The 18,745-nt window shown below is 63.6% G+C and carries 23 protein-coding genes; all 23 read left to right on the plus strand.

Annotated elements, in window-relative coordinates:
- Window positions 1–12: 12 nt before the first annotated feature.
- The 23 genes from pfkA (at window position 13) to BN3266_RS10485 (ending at window position 18,742) form a co-directional block, all read left to right on the plus strand.
- Window positions 13–993 (plus strand): 6-phosphofructokinase, encoded by a 981-nt coding sequence (gene pfkA / locus BN3266_RS10375; RefSeq protein WP_021659102.1) that lies wholly within the window; start codon window positions 13–15, stop codon window positions 991–993.
- 143 nt (window positions 994–1,136) lie between these two features.
- The gene (yunB, locus tag BN3266_RS10380) at window positions 1,137–1,814 is read left to right on the plus strand and encodes a sporulation protein YunB (RefSeq protein ID WP_044992332.1); all 678 of its coding nucleotides are present in this window, start codon (window positions 1,137–1,139) and stop codon (window positions 1,812–1,814) included.
- Window positions 1,815–1,983: 169 nt separating this feature from the next.
- Window positions 1,984–3,957 (plus strand): NAD-dependent DNA ligase LigA, encoded by a 1,974-nt coding sequence (gene ligA / locus BN3266_RS10385; RefSeq protein ID WP_059005094.1) that lies wholly within the window; start codon window positions 1,984–1,986, stop codon window positions 3,955–3,957.
- Between the two features lie 69 nt (window positions 3,958–4,026).
- Complete coding sequence (gatC, locus tag BN3266_RS10390; protein ID WP_059005095.1) at window positions 4,027–4,296, plus strand: Asp-tRNA(Asn)/Glu-tRNA(Gln) amidotransferase subunit GatC; 270 nt, start codon at window positions 4,027–4,029, stop codon at window positions 4,294–4,296.
- A gap of 13 nt (window positions 4,297–4,309) precedes the next feature.
- On the plus strand, window positions 4,310–5,782 hold the full coding sequence (gatA, locus tag BN3266_RS10395; RefSeq protein ID WP_059005096.1) for an Asp-tRNA(Asn)/Glu-tRNA(Gln) amidotransferase subunit GatA: 1,473 nt from the start codon (window positions 4,310–4,312) through the stop codon (window positions 5,780–5,782).
- Between the two features lie 12 nt (window positions 5,783–5,794).
- On the plus strand, window positions 5,795–7,225 hold the full coding sequence (gatB, locus tag BN3266_RS10400) for an Asp-tRNA(Asn)/Glu-tRNA(Gln) amidotransferase subunit GatB (protein ID WP_059005097.1): 1,431 nt from the start codon (window positions 5,795–5,797) through the stop codon (window positions 7,223–7,225).
- A gap of 84 nt (window positions 7,226–7,309) precedes the next feature.
- A complete protein-coding gene (locus BN3266_RS10405) occupies window positions 7,310–8,452 on the plus strand; it encodes a glycerate kinase family protein (RefSeq protein ID WP_059005098.1) in 1,143 nt (380 codons plus the stop codon).
- Window positions 8,453–8,479: 27 nt separating this feature from the next.
- Complete coding sequence (locus BN3266_RS10410; protein ID WP_059005099.1) at window positions 8,480–8,950, plus strand: hypothetical protein; 471 nt, start codon at window positions 8,480–8,482, stop codon at window positions 8,948–8,950.
- A 125-nt stretch (window positions 8,951–9,075) separates the two neighbouring features.
- Window positions 9,076–10,014, plus strand: a complete 939-nt coding sequence (locus tag BN3266_RS14100) for a hypothetical protein (protein ID WP_059005100.1) — start codon at window positions 9,076–9,078, stop codon at window positions 10,012–10,014.
- Complete coding sequence (locus BN3266_RS14105) at window positions 10,007–10,516, plus strand: stage III sporulation protein AB (RefSeq protein WP_021659112.1); 510 nt, start codon at window positions 10,007–10,009, stop codon at window positions 10,514–10,516. Before BN3266_RS14100 ends, BN3266_RS14105 begins: the two co-directional genes overlap by 8 nt.
- A gap of 21 nt (window positions 10,517–10,537) precedes the next feature.
- Entirely contained in the window at window positions 10,538–10,732 is a 195-nt protein-coding gene (spoIIIAC, locus tag BN3266_RS10425) for a stage III sporulation protein AC (RefSeq protein WP_021659113.1), read from the plus strand.
- Between the two features lie 13 nt (window positions 10,733–10,745).
- Window positions 10,746–11,135 carry a stage III sporulation AC/AD family protein gene (locus BN3266_RS10430; RefSeq protein WP_021659114.1) on the plus strand — a complete coding sequence of 130 codons (390 nt, stop codon included), beginning with the start codon at window positions 10,746–10,748 and terminating at the stop codon, window positions 11,133–11,135.
- A 13-nt stretch (window positions 11,136–11,148) separates the two neighbouring features.
- Window positions 11,149–12,324 carry a stage III sporulation protein AE gene (locus BN3266_RS10435; protein WP_082671794.1) on the plus strand — a complete coding sequence of 392 codons (1,176 nt, stop codon included), beginning with the start codon at window positions 11,149–11,151 and terminating at the stop codon, window positions 12,322–12,324.
- A gap of 16 nt (window positions 12,325–12,340) precedes the next feature.
- Window positions 12,341–12,814, plus strand: coding sequence for a stage III sporulation protein AF (locus BN3266_RS10440; protein ID WP_021659116.1), 474 nt, complete (start codon window positions 12,341–12,343; stop codon window positions 12,812–12,814).
- 22 nt (window positions 12,815–12,836) lie between these two features.
- A complete protein-coding gene (locus tag BN3266_RS10445; protein ID WP_059005102.1) occupies window positions 12,837–13,358 on the plus strand; it encodes a hypothetical protein in 522 nt (173 codons plus the stop codon).
- A gap of 54 nt (window positions 13,359–13,412) precedes the next feature.
- Window positions 13,413–13,997 (plus strand): SpoIIIAH-like family protein, encoded by a 585-nt coding sequence (locus tag BN3266_RS10450; RefSeq protein ID WP_021659118.1) that lies wholly within the window; start codon window positions 13,413–13,415, stop codon window positions 13,995–13,997.
- An 89-nt stretch (window positions 13,998–14,086) separates the two neighbouring features.
- A complete protein-coding gene (locus BN3266_RS10455; RefSeq protein ID WP_059005103.1) occupies window positions 14,087–14,458 on the plus strand; it encodes an Asp23/Gls24 family envelope stress response protein in 372 nt (123 codons plus the stop codon).
- A 93-nt stretch (window positions 14,459–14,551) separates the two neighbouring features.
- On the plus strand, window positions 14,552–15,028 hold the full coding sequence (nusB, locus tag BN3266_RS10460) for a transcription antitermination factor NusB (protein WP_075109740.1): 477 nt from the start codon (window positions 14,552–14,554) through the stop codon (window positions 15,026–15,028).
- Window positions 15,025–15,963, plus strand: coding sequence for a tRNA (adenosine(37)-N6)-threonylcarbamoyltransferase complex transferase subunit TsaD (locus tag BN3266_RS10465; protein ID WP_059005105.1), 939 nt, complete (start codon window positions 15,025–15,027; stop codon window positions 15,961–15,963). Before nusB ends, BN3266_RS10465 begins: the two co-directional genes overlap by 4 nt.
- Window positions 15,960–17,198 (plus strand): exodeoxyribonuclease VII large subunit, encoded by a 1,239-nt coding sequence (xseA, locus tag BN3266_RS10470; RefSeq protein WP_059005106.1) that lies wholly within the window; start codon window positions 15,960–15,962, stop codon window positions 17,196–17,198. The genes BN3266_RS10465 and xseA overlap by 4 nt, the downstream gene beginning before the upstream one ends.
- On the plus strand, window positions 17,170–17,382 hold the full coding sequence (gene xseB, locus BN3266_RS10475; RefSeq protein ID WP_021659123.1) for an exodeoxyribonuclease VII small subunit: 213 nt from the start codon (window positions 17,170–17,172) through the stop codon (window positions 17,380–17,382). Before xseA ends, xseB begins: the two co-directional genes overlap by 29 nt.
- On the plus strand, window positions 17,372–18,256 hold the full coding sequence (locus BN3266_RS10480) for a polyprenyl synthetase family protein (RefSeq protein ID WP_059005107.1): 885 nt from the start codon (window positions 17,372–17,374) through the stop codon (window positions 18,254–18,256). The genes xseB and BN3266_RS10480 overlap by 11 nt, the downstream gene beginning before the upstream one ends.
- Window positions 18,257–18,268: 12 nt before the next feature.
- Window positions 18,269–18,742 (plus strand): divergent PAP2 family protein, encoded by a 474-nt coding sequence (locus BN3266_RS10485; protein WP_021659125.1) that lies wholly within the window; start codon window positions 18,269–18,271, stop codon window positions 18,740–18,742.
- Window positions 18,743–18,745 lie beyond the last annotated feature (3 nt).

An 18,745-nucleotide genomic window follows, 5' to 3' on the forward strand; every position in this document is an offset into this window, starting at 1 on the left:
GAGGTTCGCACCATGCACACCGATAAAGAGATCAAGACGATCGGCGTCTTGACCAGCGGCGGGGATGCCCCGGGCATGAACGCCGCCATTCGCGCAGTCGTCCGCACCGCCATCTCCATGGGCATCAAGGTCAAGGGGATCATGCGCGGCTATTCCGGTCTTCTCAACGAGGAGATCATGGACATGAGCATCCGCTCGGTGTCCGAGATCATTCAGCGGGGCGGCACCATTCTCTACACTGCCCGCTGCCTGGAGTTCAAAGAGATGTCCGGCGTCATGAAGGGCAAAGAGATGTGCGAGAAGCACGGCATCGACGGCCTGGTGGTCATCGGCGGCGACGGCTCTTTCCGCGGCGCGCAGGACCTCTCCAACGTAGGGGTCCCCTGCGTCGGCGTCCCCGGCACCATCGACAACGACATCGCCTGCAGCGAGTACACCATCGGCTATGATACCGCCATGAATACCGCCATGGAGATGGTCGACAAACTGCGGGACACTGCCCACTCCCACGAGCGCTGCAGCGTGGTCGAGGTGATGGGCCGCCGGGCCGGGCACATCGCCCTGAACACCGGCATCGCCTGCGGGGCCTGCGTCATCCTGGTCCCCGAAAAGCCCTTTGACCCCCAAAAGGACCTGCTCGACCGCATCCGCTACTCCCAGAGCGTGGGCAAGCGCCACTTCATCGTGGTGGTGGCCGAGGGGGTGGGCAGCGCCGGCGACATTGCTGGGCTGATCCAGAATACCCTGGGCATCGACTCGCGCACCACCGTGCTCGGCCATGTGCAGCGCGGCGGCAGCCCGACCCTGCGCGACCGGGTGATGGCCACCAAGATGGGCTACCGCGCCGTGGAGCTGCTCTCCCAGAACATCGGCAACCGGGTGGTGGCCATTCAGAAGGGCGAGTTGGTCGACTTTGAGATCAACGAGGCCCTGGCCATGCAAAAGACCATCGACGAGCGGCTGCTCAACATCGGCCACGCCATCTCCATCTAGCAAAATTGGTTTTTCAGCGCCCTCTGCCTGTGCCGGCAGAGGGCGCTTTTTTGTGAAAACACCGCCCTTTGAAGCTGATTTTCACCTTTTTTCCGCCCCTTCATAGAATGGAGCAGAGACTTTGAGCGGGGGAGGGGATGCAGATGCGGCACCGCAGAAAGCGGCACCGGCGGGAATGGCTGTTGCGGGTGGGGGTGTTGCTGCTTGTCCTTTTTGGGGCGGTGGCGGCGATCGACCACCAACTGCGGCCGATGGTGCAGTCCTTTGCCACCTACCAAATCAAGAGCTTTGCCACCGAGGTGATTGACGCGGCCATCCTCGACTACCTGGGAAAGGAGGGGGTGGAGTACGGGACCTTCTCCACCGTCACCCGGGACGCCAACGCCCAGGTCACCGGCATCTCGCTCAACACCGTCAACGTCAACCTCTTCAAGGCGGGGATCACCGACCGCATCAACAGCGAGATGTCCCAAATCGGGCTACAGACCATCAAAATCCCGGTGGGCTCCCTGCTGGGCACCCAGATTTTGCAGGGCGTGGGGCCCGACATCACCCTGCGGGTGCAGCCCTCCTCCTACGCCACCTGTTCGGTGGACAGCCAATTCGATTCGGCGGGCATCAACCAGACCCGGCACCGGGTGGTGCTGAAGGTGTCGGTCATGCTTTCGGCCATCATCCCGGGGTACGTGACCCAGACCGAACTCAACGTCGGCTACACCCTGGCAGAGACCATCATCGTCGGGGCGACGCCGGACCAGTTCACCCATGTGACAGGGGACGACTCCTCCCTCATCGGAAAGATCAACGACTACACCAAATAGGCAGGCACGCCGGGCGGCCCTGAGAGAGGGGCCGCCCGGCTTTTTGGAAGCTGGGGCAGAGGGGGTATAGGGGGTGGAAATTTGCCCCATAATTTTGAGGGCAGCCCCTGTAAAAGGGGGAAAAGATATGCTATACTAGACGAGTGTATGAACGGAGGAAGAAACAGCTATGCCAGACGCCGTTTTTGAGCGGATGCGGGAGTTGGAGAGGCAGATCGAGTACCACAACGACCGCTACTACAACCAGGACGACCCCGAAATCAGCGACTACGACTACGACCAGCTCACCCAAGAGCTGCGGGCGCTGGAGGCCGAGCACCCCCAGTACAAGAGCGAACACTCCCCCTCCGACCGGGTGGGGGGCGTCTCCTCCAACCAGTTTGAAAAGGTCGCCCACCAGGTGAAGATGGAGAGTTTGCAGGATGTCTTCTCGGTGGAAGAGGTGGAGGAGTTTTTGCAGAAAATCACCCCCGAGGGCGGGGTCATGCCCTGCGTGGTGGAGATGAAGATCGACGGCCTCTCGGTCTCGCTGGAGTACCGGGGCGGCCGGTTGGTGCGGGGTTCCACCCGGGGCGACGGCCTGGTGGGGGAGGACATCACCGTCAATCTGCGCACTATAAAAGACATCCCCAAAACCATCCCCTTTCAGGGCTTTCTGGAGGTGCGGGGCGAGGTGTACATGCCCCGCGCCAGCTTTGAAAAACTGGTGGAGCGCCAGATAGAGGAGGGGGAGAAGCCCTTCAAAAACCCCCGCAACGCCGCCGCCGGTTCCCTGCGCCAGAAGGACGCGTCCATCACCGGGGAGCGGGGGCTCTCCATCTTCGTCTTCAACCTGCAACAGGTCGAGGGCAAGGCCTTCACCGCCCACAGCGAGACGCTGCGCTGGATGGCCCAGCAGGGCTTTCCCGTCTCGCCCGACTTTGTCCTCTGCCAGAGCGCCGGGGAGGCGGTGGAGCGCATCCGCGAAATTGACGGCCTGCGGGGGAAGCTCTCCTTCGACATCGACGGCGCGGTGGTCAAGGTGGACGACCTGCACGAGAGGGAGGAGCTGGGCAGCACCTCCAAATACCCCAAGTGGGCCATTGCCTACAAGTACCCGCCGGAGGAGAAGGAGACCATCCTGCGGGAGGTGGAGATCAGCGTCGGGCGCACCGGCGCCCTCATCCCCACCGCTCTCTTTGACCCCATCACCCTGGCGGGAACCACTGTGGGCCGCGCCGTGCTGCACAACCAGGACTTTATCAACGAAAAGCAGGTGGGCATCGGCGACGTGATCGTGGTGCGCAAAGCGGGGGAGATCATCCCCGAGGTAGTGGCCGTCAAGCGCCACTGCGAGGGCTCCCAGGTCTTTCAGATCCCCGCCTACTGCCCCTCCTGCGGCACCAAGACCGTCCAGGCGGAGGACGAGGCGGCCACCCGCTGCCCCAACCCCCACTGTCCGGCCAAAAACTTCCGCCGGCTGTGGCACTTTTGCTCCCGCGACGCCATGGACATCGACGGCCTGGGCCCCGCCATCATCGAGGCGCTGCAAAAGGCCGACCTGATAGAGGATTTCGGCGACCTCTACGCCCTCACCTTTGAGCAGGTGGTGGAGCTGGAGGGCTTTCAGGAGAAGGCGGCCCAAAACCTCATCTCCGCCATCGAGGCGTCCAAGAAAAACGACCTGCCCCGGCTGCTCTTCGGGCTGGGGATCAAGAATGTGGGCAAGCGCGCCTCGGAACTGATTTGCGAGCGCTTTCCCACCCTGGAGGCCATCATGGCCGCCAGCGAGGAGGAGATCAGCGCCGTCGACGGCATCGGCGGGGTGATGGCGCAGAACGTGGTCCGCTTTTTCGCCCAGGAGGAAAATCGCCGGGTGATCGACAAGCTGGTGGCCCGGGGGGTCAACACCACCGCCCACAAGCAGGCGGTGGGCGACAAGCTGACCGGCAAGAAGTTCGTGGTCACCGGCAAGCTCACCCGCTTCACCCGCAAGGAGATCGAAGAGCTCATCAAGCAAAACGGGGGCAAGGTCGCCTCCAGCGTCTCCAAGGCCACCAGTTACCTGGTGGCGGGGGAGGACGCCGGCAGCAAGCTGGAAAAGGCCGAGAGTCTGGATGTCCCCGTCCTCACGGAAGAGGCGTTTTTGGAGCTGATCCAGTAGGGGTATTTTGGCCAGAGATCGCCGCTCTGCAGGGGCGGCACAAACCGTTATACAGATGGAGGAATGGATATGGAAATCGACGTGCGGCACATTGCCAAGCTGTCCTATTTGAAGATCGAGGACAATGAGATCGAGACCTATCAAAAGCAGATGAGCGACATCATCCAGATGGTGGAGGCCCTGCCCGACCAGGCCGATTTTGACGCCAAACCCAAGGTGGAAGACGCCATGCAGCTGCGGGAGGACGAGGTCCGCCCCTCCACCCCGCGGGACAAGCTGCTGCAAAACGCCCCCCAGGTAGAGGCGGGCTGCGTCGTCGTCCCCAAAACGCTGGAATAGGAGGAGCAGGGAAATGGAACTGATTCAGAAGACCGCCGCCCAGCTGCACCAGCTGCTGCGCGACAGAGAGATCACCGCCGCCGAGATCACCGATGCAGTGTTTGCGCAGATCGCCGCCTGTGAGCCCCAGGTGCAAAGCTACCTGGCCCTCACCGAGGAGTCGGCCCGCAAGACCGCCGCCCTGGTGGACGAGAAGCTCGCCGCAGGGGAGGAGCTGCCCCCGCTGGCAGGCATCCCCATCGCCATCAAAGACAACCTCTGCACCGAGGGGGTCACCACCACCTGCGCCTCGAAGATGCTCTACAACTTCGTCCCCCCATACAGCGCCACCGTGGTCAAAAAGGTGGAGGAAAACCTCCTCCCCATCACCGGCAAGGTGAACCTGGACGAGTTCGCCATGGGCTCCTCCTGCGAGAACTCCCACTTCCAAAAGACACACAACCCCCACGATTTGAGCCGGGTCCCCGGCGGCTCCTCGGGCGGCAGCGCCGCCTCGGTGGCGGCCGGCGAGGCGGTTTTGGCCCTGGGCTCCGACACCGGCGGCTCTATCCGCCAGCCCGCCTCCTTCTGCGGCATTGTGGGCCTTAAGCCTACATACGGGGCCGTTTCCCGGTACGGGCTGGTGGCCTTTGCCTCCTCTTTGGACCAGGTGGGCCCCATGGCCCGCAGCTGCGAGGACACCGCCATGCTCTTTTCGGCCATTTCCGGCGCGGACGAGATGGACGCCACTTCCTGCGACCGGGGCCACCGGGCGGACTACCGCGACTACCTGGCCCGCGACGTGAAGGGGATGACCATCGGCATCCCCAAAGAGTACTTCGGCGAGGGCATCGACGAGGAGGTCTCCGCCGCCGTCATGCAGGCGGCCGAGGTCTTTCGCTCCCTGGGCGCCCAGGTGAAAGAGGTCTCGCTGCCCTCCTCCCCCCACGCCCTGTCGGCCTACTACATCATCTCCTCGGCGGAGGCATCCTCCAATCTGGCGCGCTTTGACGGGGTCAAATACGGCTATCGCAGCGAGCACTACCAGAATCTGCAGGAGATGTATGTCAACACCCGCACCGAGGGCTTTGGCGCCGAGGTCAAGCGCCGCATCATGCTGGGCACCTACGTCCTCTCCTCCGGCTATTTTGACGCCTACTACAAAAAGGGAAAGGCCTTTCAGAGCGCCCTCTGTGCCGAGTTCGACGCCTGTTTTGCCGACTGCGATTTCCTGCTGACCCCCACCGTCCCCCAGACGGCCTTCAAGCTGGGCGAAAATGTCGACGACCCGGTGAAGATGTACAAGTCCGACATCTGCACCGTGCCGGTGAACATCGCCGGGCTGCCCGCCCTGGCCATGCCCTGCGGCAGGGACAGCCAGGGGCTGCCCATCGGCATGCAGCTCATCGGCCCCCACTTCGGGGAGGACGTGCTGCTCAGCGCCGGGCACCACTACGAACAGGCGACGGGCCATCAGTTCACCGTCCCCGCCATCGCGTCGAAATAAGGAGGGTTTACCGTGGAATACGAAGTTGTCATCGGGTTGGAGATCCATGCGGAACTCTCCACCAAAACCAAGATCTACTGTGGCTGCAAAAACTCCTTTGGCTCCGAGGTCAATTCCCAGTGCTGCCCCATCTGCCTGGGGATGCCCGGCACTCTGCCCACCCTCAACAAGGAGGTGGTGGAGTACGCCATCCGCATGGGGCACGCCACCCACTGCACCATCAACAACGTCACCAAGCAGGACCGGAAGAACTACATCTACCCCGACCTGCCCAAGGCCTACCAGATTTCCCAGTACGACATCCCCCTGTGTGAAAACGGCTATCTGGACTTCATGGTCGACGGCGAGAAGAAACGGGTGGGGATCACCCGCATCCACATCGAGGAGGACGCCGGCAAGCTCATCCACGCCGAGTCCTTCGAGGGCTCCCTGGTGGACTTCAACCGCTGTGGCGTCCCCCTCATCGAGATCGTGTCCGAGCCCGACATCCGCAGCCCGGAAGAGGCCCACGCCTACCTGGAGACCATCCGTTCCATCCTCCTCTACCTGGACATCTCCGACTGCAAGATGCAGGAGGGTTCGCTGCGCTGTGACGTCAACGTCTCCCTGATGCCCAAGGGGTCGAACACCTTCGGCACCCGCTGTGAGATGAAGAACGTCAACACCTTTAGCGGCGCCGTCCGCGCCATCGAGTACGAGATGGCCCGCCAGAAGGAGATCTTGGATGCCGGCGGCGTCATCGAGCAGGAGACCCGCCGCTGGAACGACGCCAAGGGGGTCACCGAGCTGCTGCGCAGCAAGGAGGACGCCCAGGACTACCGCTACTTCCCCGAGCCCGATCTGCGGACCATCTACATCCCCGAAGTGCATGTGGAGGAGCTCAAGGCCACCATCCCCGAACTGCCCAACCAGAAGATCGAGCGGTATATGACCTCCTACGGCCTACCCCAGAAAGAGGCCACCCTCATCGCCGAGGACGTGAGCCGCTCCCGCTTCTTTGAGCAGTGCCTCGAGGGGGGAAAGGTGGCGCCCAAGTCGGTCTGCAACTGGCTGCTGGGCGACATTGCCAAGGTCCTCAACGAGCGCGGCTGCGAACTGGATGATCTCGCCCTCACCCCTGAGCGGCTGGTGGAGCTGATTTCCCTGATCGACCAGAAAACCATCTCCACTACCTCCGCCAAGACGGTGCTGGAGTGCATCCTCGACGACGGGGAGATCGCCATCGACCAGATCGTCAAGGACAAGGGGCTCGCCCAGGTCAGCGACACCGCCGTGTTGGAGGCCATCGTCACCGAGGTGCTGGCCGAAAACGCCAAGGCGGTGGAGGACTATCACAGCGGCAAGACCAATGTGCTGGGCTTCCTCGTGGGCCAGTGCATGAAGCGCTCCAAGGGGCAGGGGAACCCCGGCCTGATGCGCCAGCTGCTGGAAGAAAAAATCTAAAAATATCCGCTTTGAGCGAGAGGGGGAGAGTCTGCGGGCTTTCCCCCTCTCCTGTCAAGGCAAAAGAGAGGGGAGACTCTGTCGATGAAGCGCTACCTCGCGGTGCCCGACTCCTTTAAGGGCACCCTCACCTCTGGGCAGATATGCGACATTTTGGCCGACTGTGTCCGCCGCTGCGACCCCTCGGCCCAGCTGCGGGCCATCCCGGTGGCGGACGGCGGCGAGGGGACGGTGGATGCCTTCCTCGCCGCCCTCGGGGGGGAGAAGATCACCCTGCCGGTGGCGGGCCCCTATTTTGAGGAGCGCACCGCCTTCTACGGCATCTTGGAGGGCAGCCCCCGCACCGCCGTCATCGAGATGGCGGCCTGCGCCGGACTCCCCCTGGTGGAGGGGCGGGAAGACCCTCTGCGCACCACCACCTACGGGGTGGGACAGCTGATTGCCGACGCCCTGTTGCGGGGGTGCGAGAAGATTCTGTTGGGTCTGGGGGGCAGCTGTACCAACGATGGCGGGGCCGGTGCGGCCGCCGCCTTGGGGGTCCGTTTTTTGGACGACAAGGGGGTCCCCTTTATCCCTGTTGGCGGCACCCTGGGGCGGATCGCCGCCGTCGACTGCTCCGGGCTCGACCCGCGGCTGGCCGCCGCCGAAAAGGTCGCCATCTGTGACATCGACAACCCCTTTTACGGCCCCAGCGGCGCGGCTGCCGTCTTTGCCCCCCAAAAGGGAGCGACCCCCGAACAGGTGATGCAGCTGGATGGGGGATTGCGGCGGCTGGCGGAGATGGTCTTGGCCGAGACGGGTCGGGATCTGCAGCTGCTGCCGGGAGCGGGGGCTGCCGGCGGGATGGGGGGCGGCGTCTGTGCCCTGCTGGGTTTTCGGCTGCAGATGGGGATCGACGCCCTGCTCGACGCGGTGCACTTTGACGACCTGCTGCGGGAGACCGACCTGGTCTTTACCGGGGAGGGGAGGATCGACAGCCAGAGCCTGCGCGGCAAGGTGGTGGTCGGGGTCGCCCGCCGGGCCCGGGCACAGGGGGTGCCGGTGATCGCCCTGGTGGGGGAAATCGGCGAAGGCGCCGAGGCCGCCTATGCAGAGGGGGTCTCGGGCATCTTCTCCATCAACCCCCGGGCCGAGGCCTTTGCCACCGCCCGCCACCACAGTGCCGACAACCTTCGGCAGACGGTCGACAACCTGCTGCACTTCTGCCGATCGATGGGCTGGCAATAATCGATGTGGAAAGGCGGTGTCAAACGGATGAGAAGACAGACGGTGGAGTGCCTGCAATTGGAGGAGCTCACCCTCTACGGCCTCTGGCAGCCCTCCAGCGACAAAACGGTCGCCAGAGACATCCCCGCCCTCTCGCGCCGGTACCGGGCGATGATCCAGCGGCAGGGAGAGCAGGTGCTGCCCTTTTACGTCCTCTCCCGAGACTATGACGAGGCAAGCGTCCGCTTCTCCCTCTTTGTGGGGGGCGCGCAGCCCCATCCGGCGCTTCGGGAGCTGACCCTGCCAGCCGGGCTTTACGGTAGGATGGCGGTTCGCCCCCGCTGGGCCTTTCTCTGGGGGGTGGCGGTCGGGGCGGCCAAGCGGTATTTCTACATCCAGTGGCTCTCCGACAGCCCCTACCGGGCCTGTGGCCTGGAATTTGAGCGCCACACGGAAAAGAGCTTGGGCAGGCGCCCCTCGGTGGACCTCCTCTTTTCCATCCGAGAAAAAATACCCTGAGTCCCACTTGGCAAAAGGGTCCGCAGCGGATGCGCTGCGGGCCCTTTTTTGCGTTTTGGGACAGGTTCTATCCCGGTGGGACAACCCATATAGTGTTAGTGTACAAGTTGTGGGAGGGATGAACCATGAGTCGAGAAACCCCTTTTGAGCAGGTGACGGCCGTCCTGCCCGAACCCATTCGCAGCGGCTGTCTGGCCCTGCCCCAGCCCGTTTGGGAGCGCTGTCAGGAAATCCGCCTCACCTCTGGGCAGCCCGTCTCCCTCTACGGGGAGGGGCGGCTGCGCTTTCTGGGGGAGGGGACGCTGCTGGACGAGCCCCAAGGGGCCCTCTGCGCCACCGCCGCCCAGGTGCGCTCCTGTGTGCAGGCCTGCTGCGAGTACTCCCTCTACTCCCACCAGGACCAGATCGCCCAGGGCTTTCTCACCATCCGCGGTGGGCACCGGGTGGGGCTGTGTGGCAAGCGGTTTTACTCCCCCGAGACGGGGGAGACGGTACACGAATTTGAGGCCGTCAACCTGCGCATCGCCCGGGGGGCGCTGCCCGCCGACCCGGCTGTCCTCCGCTTTTACCGGCTGCACGGGCTGGGGAACACCCTCATCGTCGGCCCGCCGGGCAGCGGCAAGACCACCCTTCTGCGGGGCCTCATCCGTGCCTTTTCCGACGGCGGATGGGAGCGCTATTTAAAGGTGGGGGTGGTGGACGAGCGGGGGGAATTGGCCAACTGCCTGGGGGGCCAGTGCCAGACCGATTTGGGCCCGGGCGCCTTTGTGCAGAGCTATTTCTCCAAGGCCGAGGGCATCTTTCGCTGCGTGCGCACCATGTCCCCCGACTTGGTGGCCTGCGACGAGATCGGCAACGAGGAGGACGTGGCCGCCCTGCGGCGCTGCGCCGTTTCGGGGGTCTGGGTCATCGCCACCGCCCACGGAGACACGGTGGAGGACCTGCGGCGAAACCCTGCCCTGGCCCCGCTGCTCAAACAGGGCTTTTTCACCCACTTTCTGCAGGTCTCGCCGCACGATTTCTCGGTCAGGGCCCGCTGTGAGAGGGGGGCTGCCCGTGGTTAAGGCAATCGGCTGCCTCTTCCTCCTCTCGGCCTGTTCGTTGGGGGGACTTTACCTCTCTGGCCGCATCCGAGAAGAGGAGCGGTTGGTGCAGACCCTGCTCAAATTCTTCCGCGGGATCGAAGGGGAGCTGACCTACGGCGGCGCGCCGGTGGGGGAACTGCTGCAACAGGCCGCCCAAGACCCCCGCTTTGCCGGGCTCGACTTTCTCCCCCTCTGCTGCAGGGGGATGGAGACCGGCGACTTCTCCGCCAGTTTCTGCAGCGCGGTGGAGGGGTGCCGCTGCCTGCAAAAGAGTCCGCCTGCCCTTCGCCAGTTGATGTTGGACTTTGGGCGGGAATTCGGCACCCGCCCCTCCCCGGTGGAGCTCTCCCGCCTGGCCCTGCTGGTGCAGAAGTTGGAGGAACAGCTGGAGGAGACCCGAGAGGCCTACCGAAAAAACGGAAAGATGTACAACACCCTGGGGGTGCTGGCGGGGCTGGGCCTCTCCATCATCCTCTGGTAGCCCCAAAAGGAGGACGCGAAAATGGACGTAGATCTCATCTTCAAAATTGCCGCCATCGGCATCATCGTGGCGGTGCTCAACCAGGTGCTCATCCGCTCCGGGCGGGAGGAGCAGGCCATGCTCACCACCCTGGCGGGGCTCATCGTGGTCCTGATGATGATCATCGGGGAGATCAGCACCCTGTTTGACACCGTCAAGGCCATCTTCGACCTGTGAGGCGGTGGGGGAAATGAACGTGCTGGGCGTGGCGGTCTTTGCCATCGTCGCGGCGATTTTGGCCCTCACCCTCAAGCAGTATAGCCCCCAAATCGCCGTGGTGGTGTCGGTGGGGGCGGGAGTGCTGCTCTTCGGCTATATCGCCGCCTCCCTGCTGCCGGTGCTGCAGGAGGTCCTCTCCATTTCGCTGCTCTCAGAGGGGGTGGCAGAAAACATCGGCACCCTCTTCAAGTGCCTGGGGGTCTGTTACGTGGTGCAGCTGGCGGCCGACAGTTGCCGGGACGCCGGGCAGCAGGCCATCGCCTCCAAGGTGGAACTGGCGGGCAAGGTCACGGTGTTGGCCCTGGCCCTGCCGATGCTGAAAACGGTGGTCTCCTTTTTGGACGACCTGATTTTCCTGTAAAGGGGGTGGTGCTGTGAGACATTCAAGGATCTTGGCCGCCCTGCTGTTGGCCCTGGCCCTCCTCTTTTTTTCGCCCTGGACTGCCTTTGCCGAAGAGGGGGAGGAGGAGAGCCCGTCCACCGACACCCAGCAGATCTTGCAGGAACAGTACGATTTGAGCGGCGCCTCCCAGTTAGAGGACGCCCTTCCCGAAGGGGCCAGGGATACCCTAGAGGACAGCGGCCTTCTCGACGGCGATTTGACAGGGGAGAGCGCCCTCTCTTTCCTCGACCTGCCCAAACTGCTGGGCAGCCTCTGGGAGTCGATCAAGACCACCGCCAAAGAGCCCATCCGCATTCTGGCCCTCATCGTGGTCACCATTTTGGTCTGCGCCATGGCCGAGAGCATGAAGAGCACCTTCTTCTCCGAAAGCCTCTCCCCGGTGGTGTCGGTGGTGGCCGCCCTCTGTATTGCGGTGGCGGTGGTCGCGCCGGTCTACCGGCTGATCCAAGACCTCAACCAGACCCTTCTCTCCACCAACCAGTTCATCGCCACCTTCGCCCCCATCTACTCCACGGTGGCGGCCACCTCCGGCCAGCCGCTGACGGCCACGGCCTACTCCGGGGTGCTGATGTTGGTGGTGCAGGGGGTCTCGGCCATCTGCTCCTCCACCATCGTCCCTCTGTTGGGGCTGATGCTGGCCTTTTCGGTCACCGGCGCGGTGCAGAGCGACCTGCGGGTCTCGGCCATCAGCGGGGGGTTGAAAAATGCAGTGGTGGTGGTGCTCACCCTGCTGCTGACCATCTTCTGCGGCGTCCTCTCGATGCAGAGCTTTGTCACCTCCGCTTCGGACAACCTGGCCATGAAGACCGGCAAACTCCTCATCGGCAATATGGTGCCGATCGTGGGGGGCGCGGTCTCCGACGCCCTCTCCTCGGTCTACGGCTGTCTCAAGGTGGTCAAAAACGGGGTCGGGGTCTTCGGGATCGCCGCGGTGGTCGTCTCCTTTGTGCCGCTGCTGCTGCGCTGCCTGCTCTACAAAACCACCCTCTGGGCCGGGGCGTTCTTCTGCGACATGCTGGGGGTCTCGTCGGTGCGGGACACCCTCAAATCCATCGGCAACTGTCTCACCATTGCGGTGGCGCTCCTCTTCACCTACGCGCTGCTGGTCATCATCACTACGGTCATCGTCATGATGGGCGTCGGCTAAAAAGGGGGAACGGGTCGTGCAGGCAATTCAGCAGTGGGGGTTCGCCCTCTGTCTCAGCTGCATCTGCGGTGGGATCTTCAAGATGGTGGCCCCCTCCCGCAGCATGGAGTCGGTGTTCAAGGTGGCGGTCAACGTCTTTTTTCTGGCCTGTATCGTCGCCCCCCTGTCGGGGCTGGGCGGGGTTTCATTCAACCTCCCCTCGGCGGGGGAACTGCCCCAGGTAAGCCAGGCGCAGGAACAGATCGCAAAACAGGTGGCGGCCCTGGCGGCCGAGAACCTGCGCACCCAGATCGGCGCCTACCTGGACGGACAGGGGAAGGACTATGAAAAAATAGAGGTGCGCACTCATGTGGACGAGGGGGGGCGCATAGATATTAGAGAAATCAAAATCCAAACGGGAAAGGGGCGGGACGAGGCTCTGGAGCGCCAGGTCAGCGAGGCGTTCGGCCTGCCCACCTCGAGTGCGGAGGACACAGAAGATGCTGGATAGGTGCAAGGAACTTCTCACAAAAGTGGACAAAACAAAACTCATCGTCATCCTGGGGGCCGTCGGAGTGCTGCTCATCTTTCTCAGCAGTCTGGGGGGCAACGGCAAGTCCAAAAAGGGATCCTCCCAAAGTGCAGGCGCCTCTTCGACCCCTGTCAGCCAGGAGGCGTATGTGTCGCAGACCCAGAAGGACCTGACGGACATCCTGCAAAAGGTGCAGGGGGTCGGCCGGGTGGAGGTGATGGTCACCCTGGAGCGCTCCTCCGAGAGCCAGTATCTCTACGAGGAGAAAAAGAGCGTGGACGCCATGGCGGGCCAGGGCGGCAAGAGCCGAGAGAGCACCGAGAGGAGCTATCTCTTGGTGGAGGACCAAAACGGCAAGAAACAGGCGGTGGTGCAGAGCACGTTGGAGCCGGTCATCAAGGGGGTGCTCATCGTCTGCGACGGAGGGGGCGACCCCACTGTGGAAGGGCGGGTTTTGGAGGCGGTGACGACCCTGCTGGACGTCCCCTCCAACCGCGTTTACATAGCGAAAAAAGGCGGGTAGACCGCCCTTTGGCACGGGGTGCCCAGAAAAGGCAAAGAAAGGGGTAAACAAATCATGAAAGCAGGAAAGAAGCAGGTCATCTTGGGGGCGCTGGTGCTGGCGCTGAGCGTGGCGGTCTATCTCAACTGGCAGTTCGCCAAATCGGGCAGCGACTTCACCACCACCGACTCCCTCTCAGCGTCGGGCAACTACGGCGACGCCGAGTACGTCAACGGCTCGGGCGACGGCAGCTCCAAGAGCGACGAGGAGCTGGGGGAGAAGGAGGAGACCTCCGCCCCGGTGGAAAAGGGGGAGGAGTACTTCGCCGAGTCCCGCACCAACCGCCAGAAGAGCCGGGATGAGGCTCTGGACAAACTGCAAAAATCCCTCAAGGACACCACCATTTCAGAGGAGGAGAAGAAATCTCTGACCAACTCCCTCTCCTACATGGTCAAGGCGGTGGAGACCGAGGGAAAGATCGAGAGCCTCATCAAGGCCAAGGGCTATTCCGACTGCCTGGTATATATCAACAACGAAAAGGCCGACGCGGTGGTCAAGACCGACGGTCTCAACGAGGACACCGCCAACCAAATCAAGGAGATCATCATCCGCGAGGCCGGCGTCAAGGCGGAAAATATCACAATAACCGAGGTAAAATAGTTGTCTCTCTCCTTTTTTGTGGTATAATATACAGCATACAGGGTGTATGTTATACAGAATGATGCATTGCTATAAAGGAGGGCGCATTGATGGGCGAACCCAATTTGAAGGACACCATCGGCAACCTGAAGGTCTCTGAAGAGGTGCTGGCCACCATCGCCAAGATGGCGGCGGGGGAGGTCAAGGGGGTGGCCCAGGTCACCTGTGAGAACTCCAACATCAAGGGGCTGTGGGCCAAGGCGATCCGCCGCAACCCGGTGGGCATCGAGCTAAACGGCGACATCGCCACGGTGAATATCTGCCTGGATCTCTACCAGGGGGTCAGCATCCCAGACGTCTCCTTGGCTGTGCAAAACAGCGTGAAATCCGCCATCCAGAGCATGACGGGCATCACCGTTTCCAAGGTGAATATCGTCGTGCAGGGGATCGCCTTTGAGAGTGAGAGCGGGGAAGAGCACTGACATTCGCCCCATACCCTCCCGTGTACCGTCACAGGAGGGTATTTTTGTGGGGCCACCCCACGCCCTATATTCCAACACAGCGAGGAGACAAATATGACCAGAAGTGAATCGAGAGAGGCGGCCTTTGTGCTGGCCTTTGAACAGTTTTTCCTGTCCGACGAGAGCGCCGAGGACATCATTGCCGGCGCGAGCGAGTGCGGCACCCTGCGGATGAGCCAGTACGCCCTGAACGTCTTTCGCCAGGTATGCGAGCGCGCCCCCGCGCTGGACGAGCAGATCGCCCGCCACCTGAAGGGCTGGACGCTCGAGCGCATCTCCCCGGTCTGCCGCTCCATCCTGCGGGTGGCCCTGGCCGAGATCGCCGCCGACTTCTGCCCGGTGGGGGTCGCCATCAACGAGGCCGTGGAGCTGGCCAAGAAGTACGGCACCGACGACGACTACGCCTTTGTCAACGGGCTTTTGGGCGCGGTGGCAAAGGAGCTGGGGACGCCTGAAGAGGCCCTGCAGGCCGAGGCGCTGACTGAAGCGGCCGAGGACGAGGAGCTGCCGGTGCAGCCGCAGGAACAATGAAATACTTTCTCGGCCTCGACACCAGCAACTACACCTCCTCCCTCGCCGTCTGCTCGGCCGAGGGGGAGGTGGTGCAGAATATCCGACTGCCCCTCCCGGTCAAAGAGGGGCAGATGGGGCTTCGCCAGAGCGACGCCTGTTTTCTGCACGTCAAAAATTTCAGTGAACTCACCACCTCTATCCTCGGCGGGAGCCCCGTCGGGGATGTTCTGGCTGTTGGCGTGTCCGACCGCCCCCGGGATATAGAGGGCTCCTACATGCCCTGCTTCCTGGTGGGGCTCTCCAGCGCCACCCTCATTGCCAACTTGCTGGGGCTGCCCCTCTACCGCTTTTCCCACCAGCAGGGGCACATCGCCGCCGCTCTCTACGGGGGCGGGGCCCTCTCGTACCTACAAGGGCCCTTTCTGGCCTTTCACGTCTCCGGCGGCACCACCGAAGCGGTACTGGTGGAGCCCGACGGGGAGCGCATCTGCAAGACCACCTATCTGGCAGGTTCCCTCGACCTGAAAGCTGGACAGGCGATCGACCGGGTAGGGGGGCTGCTGGGATTGCCCTTTCCCGCCGGCCCGGCGCTGGACAAGCTGGCCTGCCAGAGCGAAAAGCGCTATCGGGCCCGCCCCACCTTCAAGGGCTGCGATTGCTGCCTCTCCGGGGTCGAAAACCAGTGCCGAAAGATGCTGTCGCAGGGCGAGGCCCCGGCCGACGTGGCCCGCTACTGCCTCGACTACCTGCTGGCCGCCCTGGACGGGATGACCGCCCGGCTGCTGGAGAAGCTGGGGCCGCTGCCCGTTCTCTACTCGGGCGGGGTGATGTCCAACTCCATCCTCTCGGCGGCCCTGTCCCAAAAATATGGCGGGGTCTGCGCACCGGCCAACTTCTCCAGCGACAACGCCGCCGGCATCGCCCTCTTGTGCAGAGAGAGGTGGGGGAGATGACCGGCGCCGCCCTCACCGTCACCCAGCTCAACGCCTATATCAAGTCCATCGTCGAGTCCGACGGCAAGCTCAAAGACCTGCTGATCCGGGGGGAGATCTCCAGCTTCCACCGCCACTTTCGCACCGGCCACCTCTTTTTCAGCCTCAAGGACGCTGGAGCCTCCATCAAGGTGGTGATGTTTCAGTCCTACGCCAACCGGCTGGCCTTCTCCCCAGAGGATGGGATGTCGGTGATCGTCCGCGGCACCGTCTCGGTCTTTGAGCGCGACGGGGTCTACCAGCTCTACGCCAAGGACATCCTGCCCGAAGGGGTCGGCGCCCGGCAGCTGGCACTGGAACAGCTCAAGCGCAAGCTGGCTGCCGAGGGGCTCTTCGACGCCGGACGCAAAAAGCCCCTGCCGCCCTTTCCCCAACACATCGCCCTCATCACCTCCAAGTCGGGGGCGGCGGTCAAGGACGTGCTGGGGGTCCTGGCGCGGCGGTACAACCTCTGCACCGTTTCCCTCATCCCGGTGTCAGTGCAGGGGGAGGCGGCCTGCCCTTCCATTGTGCGGGCGCTGCGCTACGTCTCCATCGCCGGGCGGTACGACGCCTGTATCCTCACCCGGGGGGGCGGCAGTCAGGAGGACCTCTGGGTCTTCAACCGGGAGGAGATCGCCCGCGCCATCGCCGACTGCCCGGTGCCGGTCATCTCGGCGGTGGGGCATGAAATCGACTTCACCGTCGCCGACCTGGCGGCCGATTTGCGGGCGCCCACCCCCTCGGCGGCGGCCGAACTGGTGGCCCCTGACAGCAGGGAGATCGCCCGCCAGCTAAACGGCGCCTCCCTGCGGATGGAGACGGCCCTTCACCGCCTCTACACCCGAAAGAAGGAGGCCCTCTACCAACTGCAGCTGCGCCACCGCGCCTGTTCGCCCGTCCAGTTGTTGGGGGAGCGGGGCGAGGGGCTTGCCGCCCTCCGCCACCGGCTGCAGGCTGCCTGCACCAAGCGGCTGGACAAGCTGGAAGCCGATTGGCGCAGCGCCGCCGACCTCTGTGAGAGCCTAAACCCCGCCAAGGTGCTCTCCCGGGGGTACGCCATTGCACAGAAGGACGGCGCCGCCGTCCACTCCATTATGCAGATACAAGCGGGCGACCGGCTCTCCCTTCGCTTTTGCGACGGCGAGGCCGATTGCACCGTCGACCAGATAGGGGAGGAGCCCAGCCATGCCGACCAAAAAGAAAGCGAGTTTTGAAGAGAACTACCGCGCCCTGGAACAGGCCATCGCCTCGTTGGAGGGGGCCGATCTCCCCCTCGAGGAGGCCCTGTCCACCTACGCCAAGGCGGCAGCCCTGTTGTCCGACTGTTACGGCCAGCTCAAGGCCGCCCGCCAGACGGTGGAGGAGATCAAACTGGAGGGAATGGACGATGAACTGTAGAGAACAGCTCGAGCAGGACCTGGCCGCCATCGAGGCCTTTTTGCAGACCGCCGTCCCCGACGGAGACCCCCTCTACCAGGAGGTGGCCGAGGCCATGCGCTACAGCCTGCTGGCTGGCGGCAAGCGCATCCGCGCCCTCTTTGTCCTCGAGTGCTGCGCTGCCCTGGGCGGCCGGCGGGAGGAGGCGCTCCCCCTGGCCGCCGCCATCGAGATGGTGCACGCCTACTCCCTCATCCACGACGACCTGCCCTGCATGGACGACGACGACCTGCGCCGGGGCAAGCCCTCCTGTCACAAGGTCTACGGTGAGGCCACCGCCCTGCTGGCGGGGGACGCCCTGCTGACCCTTGCCTTTGAGACCGCGGCCGGCGCCCCCCTCCCCGAGGGGCTGCGACTGCGGGCGGTGGCAGCCCTGGCCCGCGCCGCCGGCTACCGGGGGATGATCGGCGGGCAGGTCATCGACCTGGCCTACGAGAACAGACCCATGGAGCCGGAGGTGCTGGCCACCCTGCACCGGCTCAAGACCGGCGCCCTCCTCTCGGTGAGCGCCCAGTTGGGGGCCATTTCCGCCAGTGCGGGGGAGGACAGCCAGCGTGCCCTGGGCGATTTTGCCGGGGACGTCGGGTTGGCTTTTCAAATTGCAGATGATATACTGGATGCCGTGGGGGATGAGGCCAAGTTGGGCAAGCCCATCGGCAGCGACATCGAGCAGGGAAAGACCACTTTTGTCACCCTTTACGGGGTGGAGGCCTCCCGCGAGCAGGTGCGCGCCTGTACCGACCGGGCCCTCTGCAAGCTGCAAAGGGCGGTCCCCGGTGAACAGGGCGGTTGTCTGGCCCACCTCTGCCAGTCGCTGGTGGACAGAGAAAGCTAAAGGGCGGTTGATATGGATATCCTACGACAGATGTTCGGCAACTACTGTTTAAACGTTGCCCTGATCTCCTGGTTGAGCGCGCAGGTGCTCAAGACGATCTTTACCTTCATCGCCACCAAAAAGCTCAATTTGGAGCGGATGGTGGGGGCGGGGGGGATGCCCAGCGCCCACTCGGCCCTGGTCTGTTCCCTCACCGTGGCCATCGCCCGCACGGTGGGCGTCTCCTCCCCGGAGTTCGCCCTGGCCTTCCTGGTGGCCTGCGTGGTCATGTACGACGCCATGGGGGTGCGCAGGAGCGCAGGGGAACAGGCCAAAGTCCTCAACAAGATCATCTTCACCTGGGAGAAGAGCCAGGACGCCCCCGACGAAGACGAGGACGATATGTTTAAAAAGGACTTGAAGGAGTCCCTCGGCCACACCCCGCTGGAAGTGCTCGGCGGCGCCCTGCTGGGCATTTTGGTGGCCATGCTGGTATCTTTGACATAGAAG

The sequence above is a fragment of the Bittarella massiliensis (ex Durand et al. 2017) genome, from assembly GCF_001486165.1.
Taxonomy (GTDB): domain Bacteria; phylum Bacillota; class Clostridia; order Oscillospirales; family Ruminococcaceae; genus Bittarella; species Bittarella massiliensis.

Coding starts and splice junctions, on each gene's coding strand:
- pfkA (WP_021659102.1), top strand. CDS start 13: ATGCACACCGATAAAGAGATCAAGACGATCGGCGTCTTGACCAGCGGC.
- yunB (WP_044992332.1), top strand. CDS start 1,137: ATGCGGCACCGCAGAAAGCGGCACCGGCGGGAATGGCTGTTGCGGGTG.
- ligA (WP_059005094.1), top strand. CDS start 1,984: ATGCCAGACGCCGTTTTTGAGCGGATGCGGGAGTTGGAGAGGCAGATC.
- gatC (WP_059005095.1), top strand. CDS start 4,027: ATGGAAATCGACGTGCGGCACATTGCCAAGCTGTCCTATTTGAAGATC.
- gatA (WP_059005096.1), top strand. CDS start 4,310: ATGGAACTGATTCAGAAGACCGCCGCCCAGCTGCACCAGCTGCTGCGC.
- BN3266_RS10405 (WP_059005098.1), top strand. CDS start 7,310: ATGAAGCGCTACCTCGCGGTGCCCGACTCCTTTAAGGGCACCCTCACC.
- BN3266_RS10410 (WP_059005099.1), top strand. CDS start 8,480: ATGAGAAGACAGACGGTGGAGTGCCTGCAATTGGAGGAGCTCACCCTC.
- BN3266_RS14100 (WP_059005100.1), top strand. CDS start 9,076: ATGAGTCGAGAAACCCCTTTTGAGCAGGTGACGGCCGTCCTGCCCGAA.
- spoIIIAC (WP_021659113.1), top strand. CDS start 10,538: ATGGACGTAGATCTCATCTTCAAAATTGCCGCCATCGGCATCATCGTG.
- BN3266_RS10430 (WP_021659114.1), top strand. CDS start 10,746: ATGAACGTGCTGGGCGTGGCGGTCTTTGCCATCGTCGCGGCGATTTTG.
- BN3266_RS10450 (WP_021659118.1), top strand. CDS start 13,413: ATGAAAGCAGGAAAGAAGCAGGTCATCTTGGGGGCGCTGGTGCTGGCG.
- BN3266_RS10455 (WP_059005103.1), top strand. CDS start 14,087: ATGGGCGAACCCAATTTGAAGGACACCATCGGCAACCTGAAGGTCTCT.
- nusB (WP_075109740.1), top strand. CDS start 14,552: ATGACCAGAAGTGAATCGAGAGAGGCGGCCTTTGTGCTGGCCTTTGAA.
- BN3266_RS10465 (WP_059005105.1), top strand. CDS start 15,025: ATGAAATACTTTCTCGGCCTCGACACCAGCAACTACACCTCCTCCCTC.
- xseA (WP_059005106.1), top strand. CDS start 15,960: ATGACCGGCGCCGCCCTCACCGTCACCCAGCTCAACGCCTATATCAAG.
- xseB (WP_021659123.1), top strand. CDS start 17,170: ATGCCGACCAAAAAGAAAGCGAGTTTTGAAGAGAACTACCGCGCCCTG.
- BN3266_RS10480 (WP_059005107.1), top strand. CDS start 17,372: ATGAACTGTAGAGAACAGCTCGAGCAGGACCTGGCCGCCATCGAGGCC.
- BN3266_RS10485 (WP_021659125.1), top strand. CDS start 18,269: ATGGATATCCTACGACAGATGTTCGGCAACTACTGTTTAAACGTTGCC.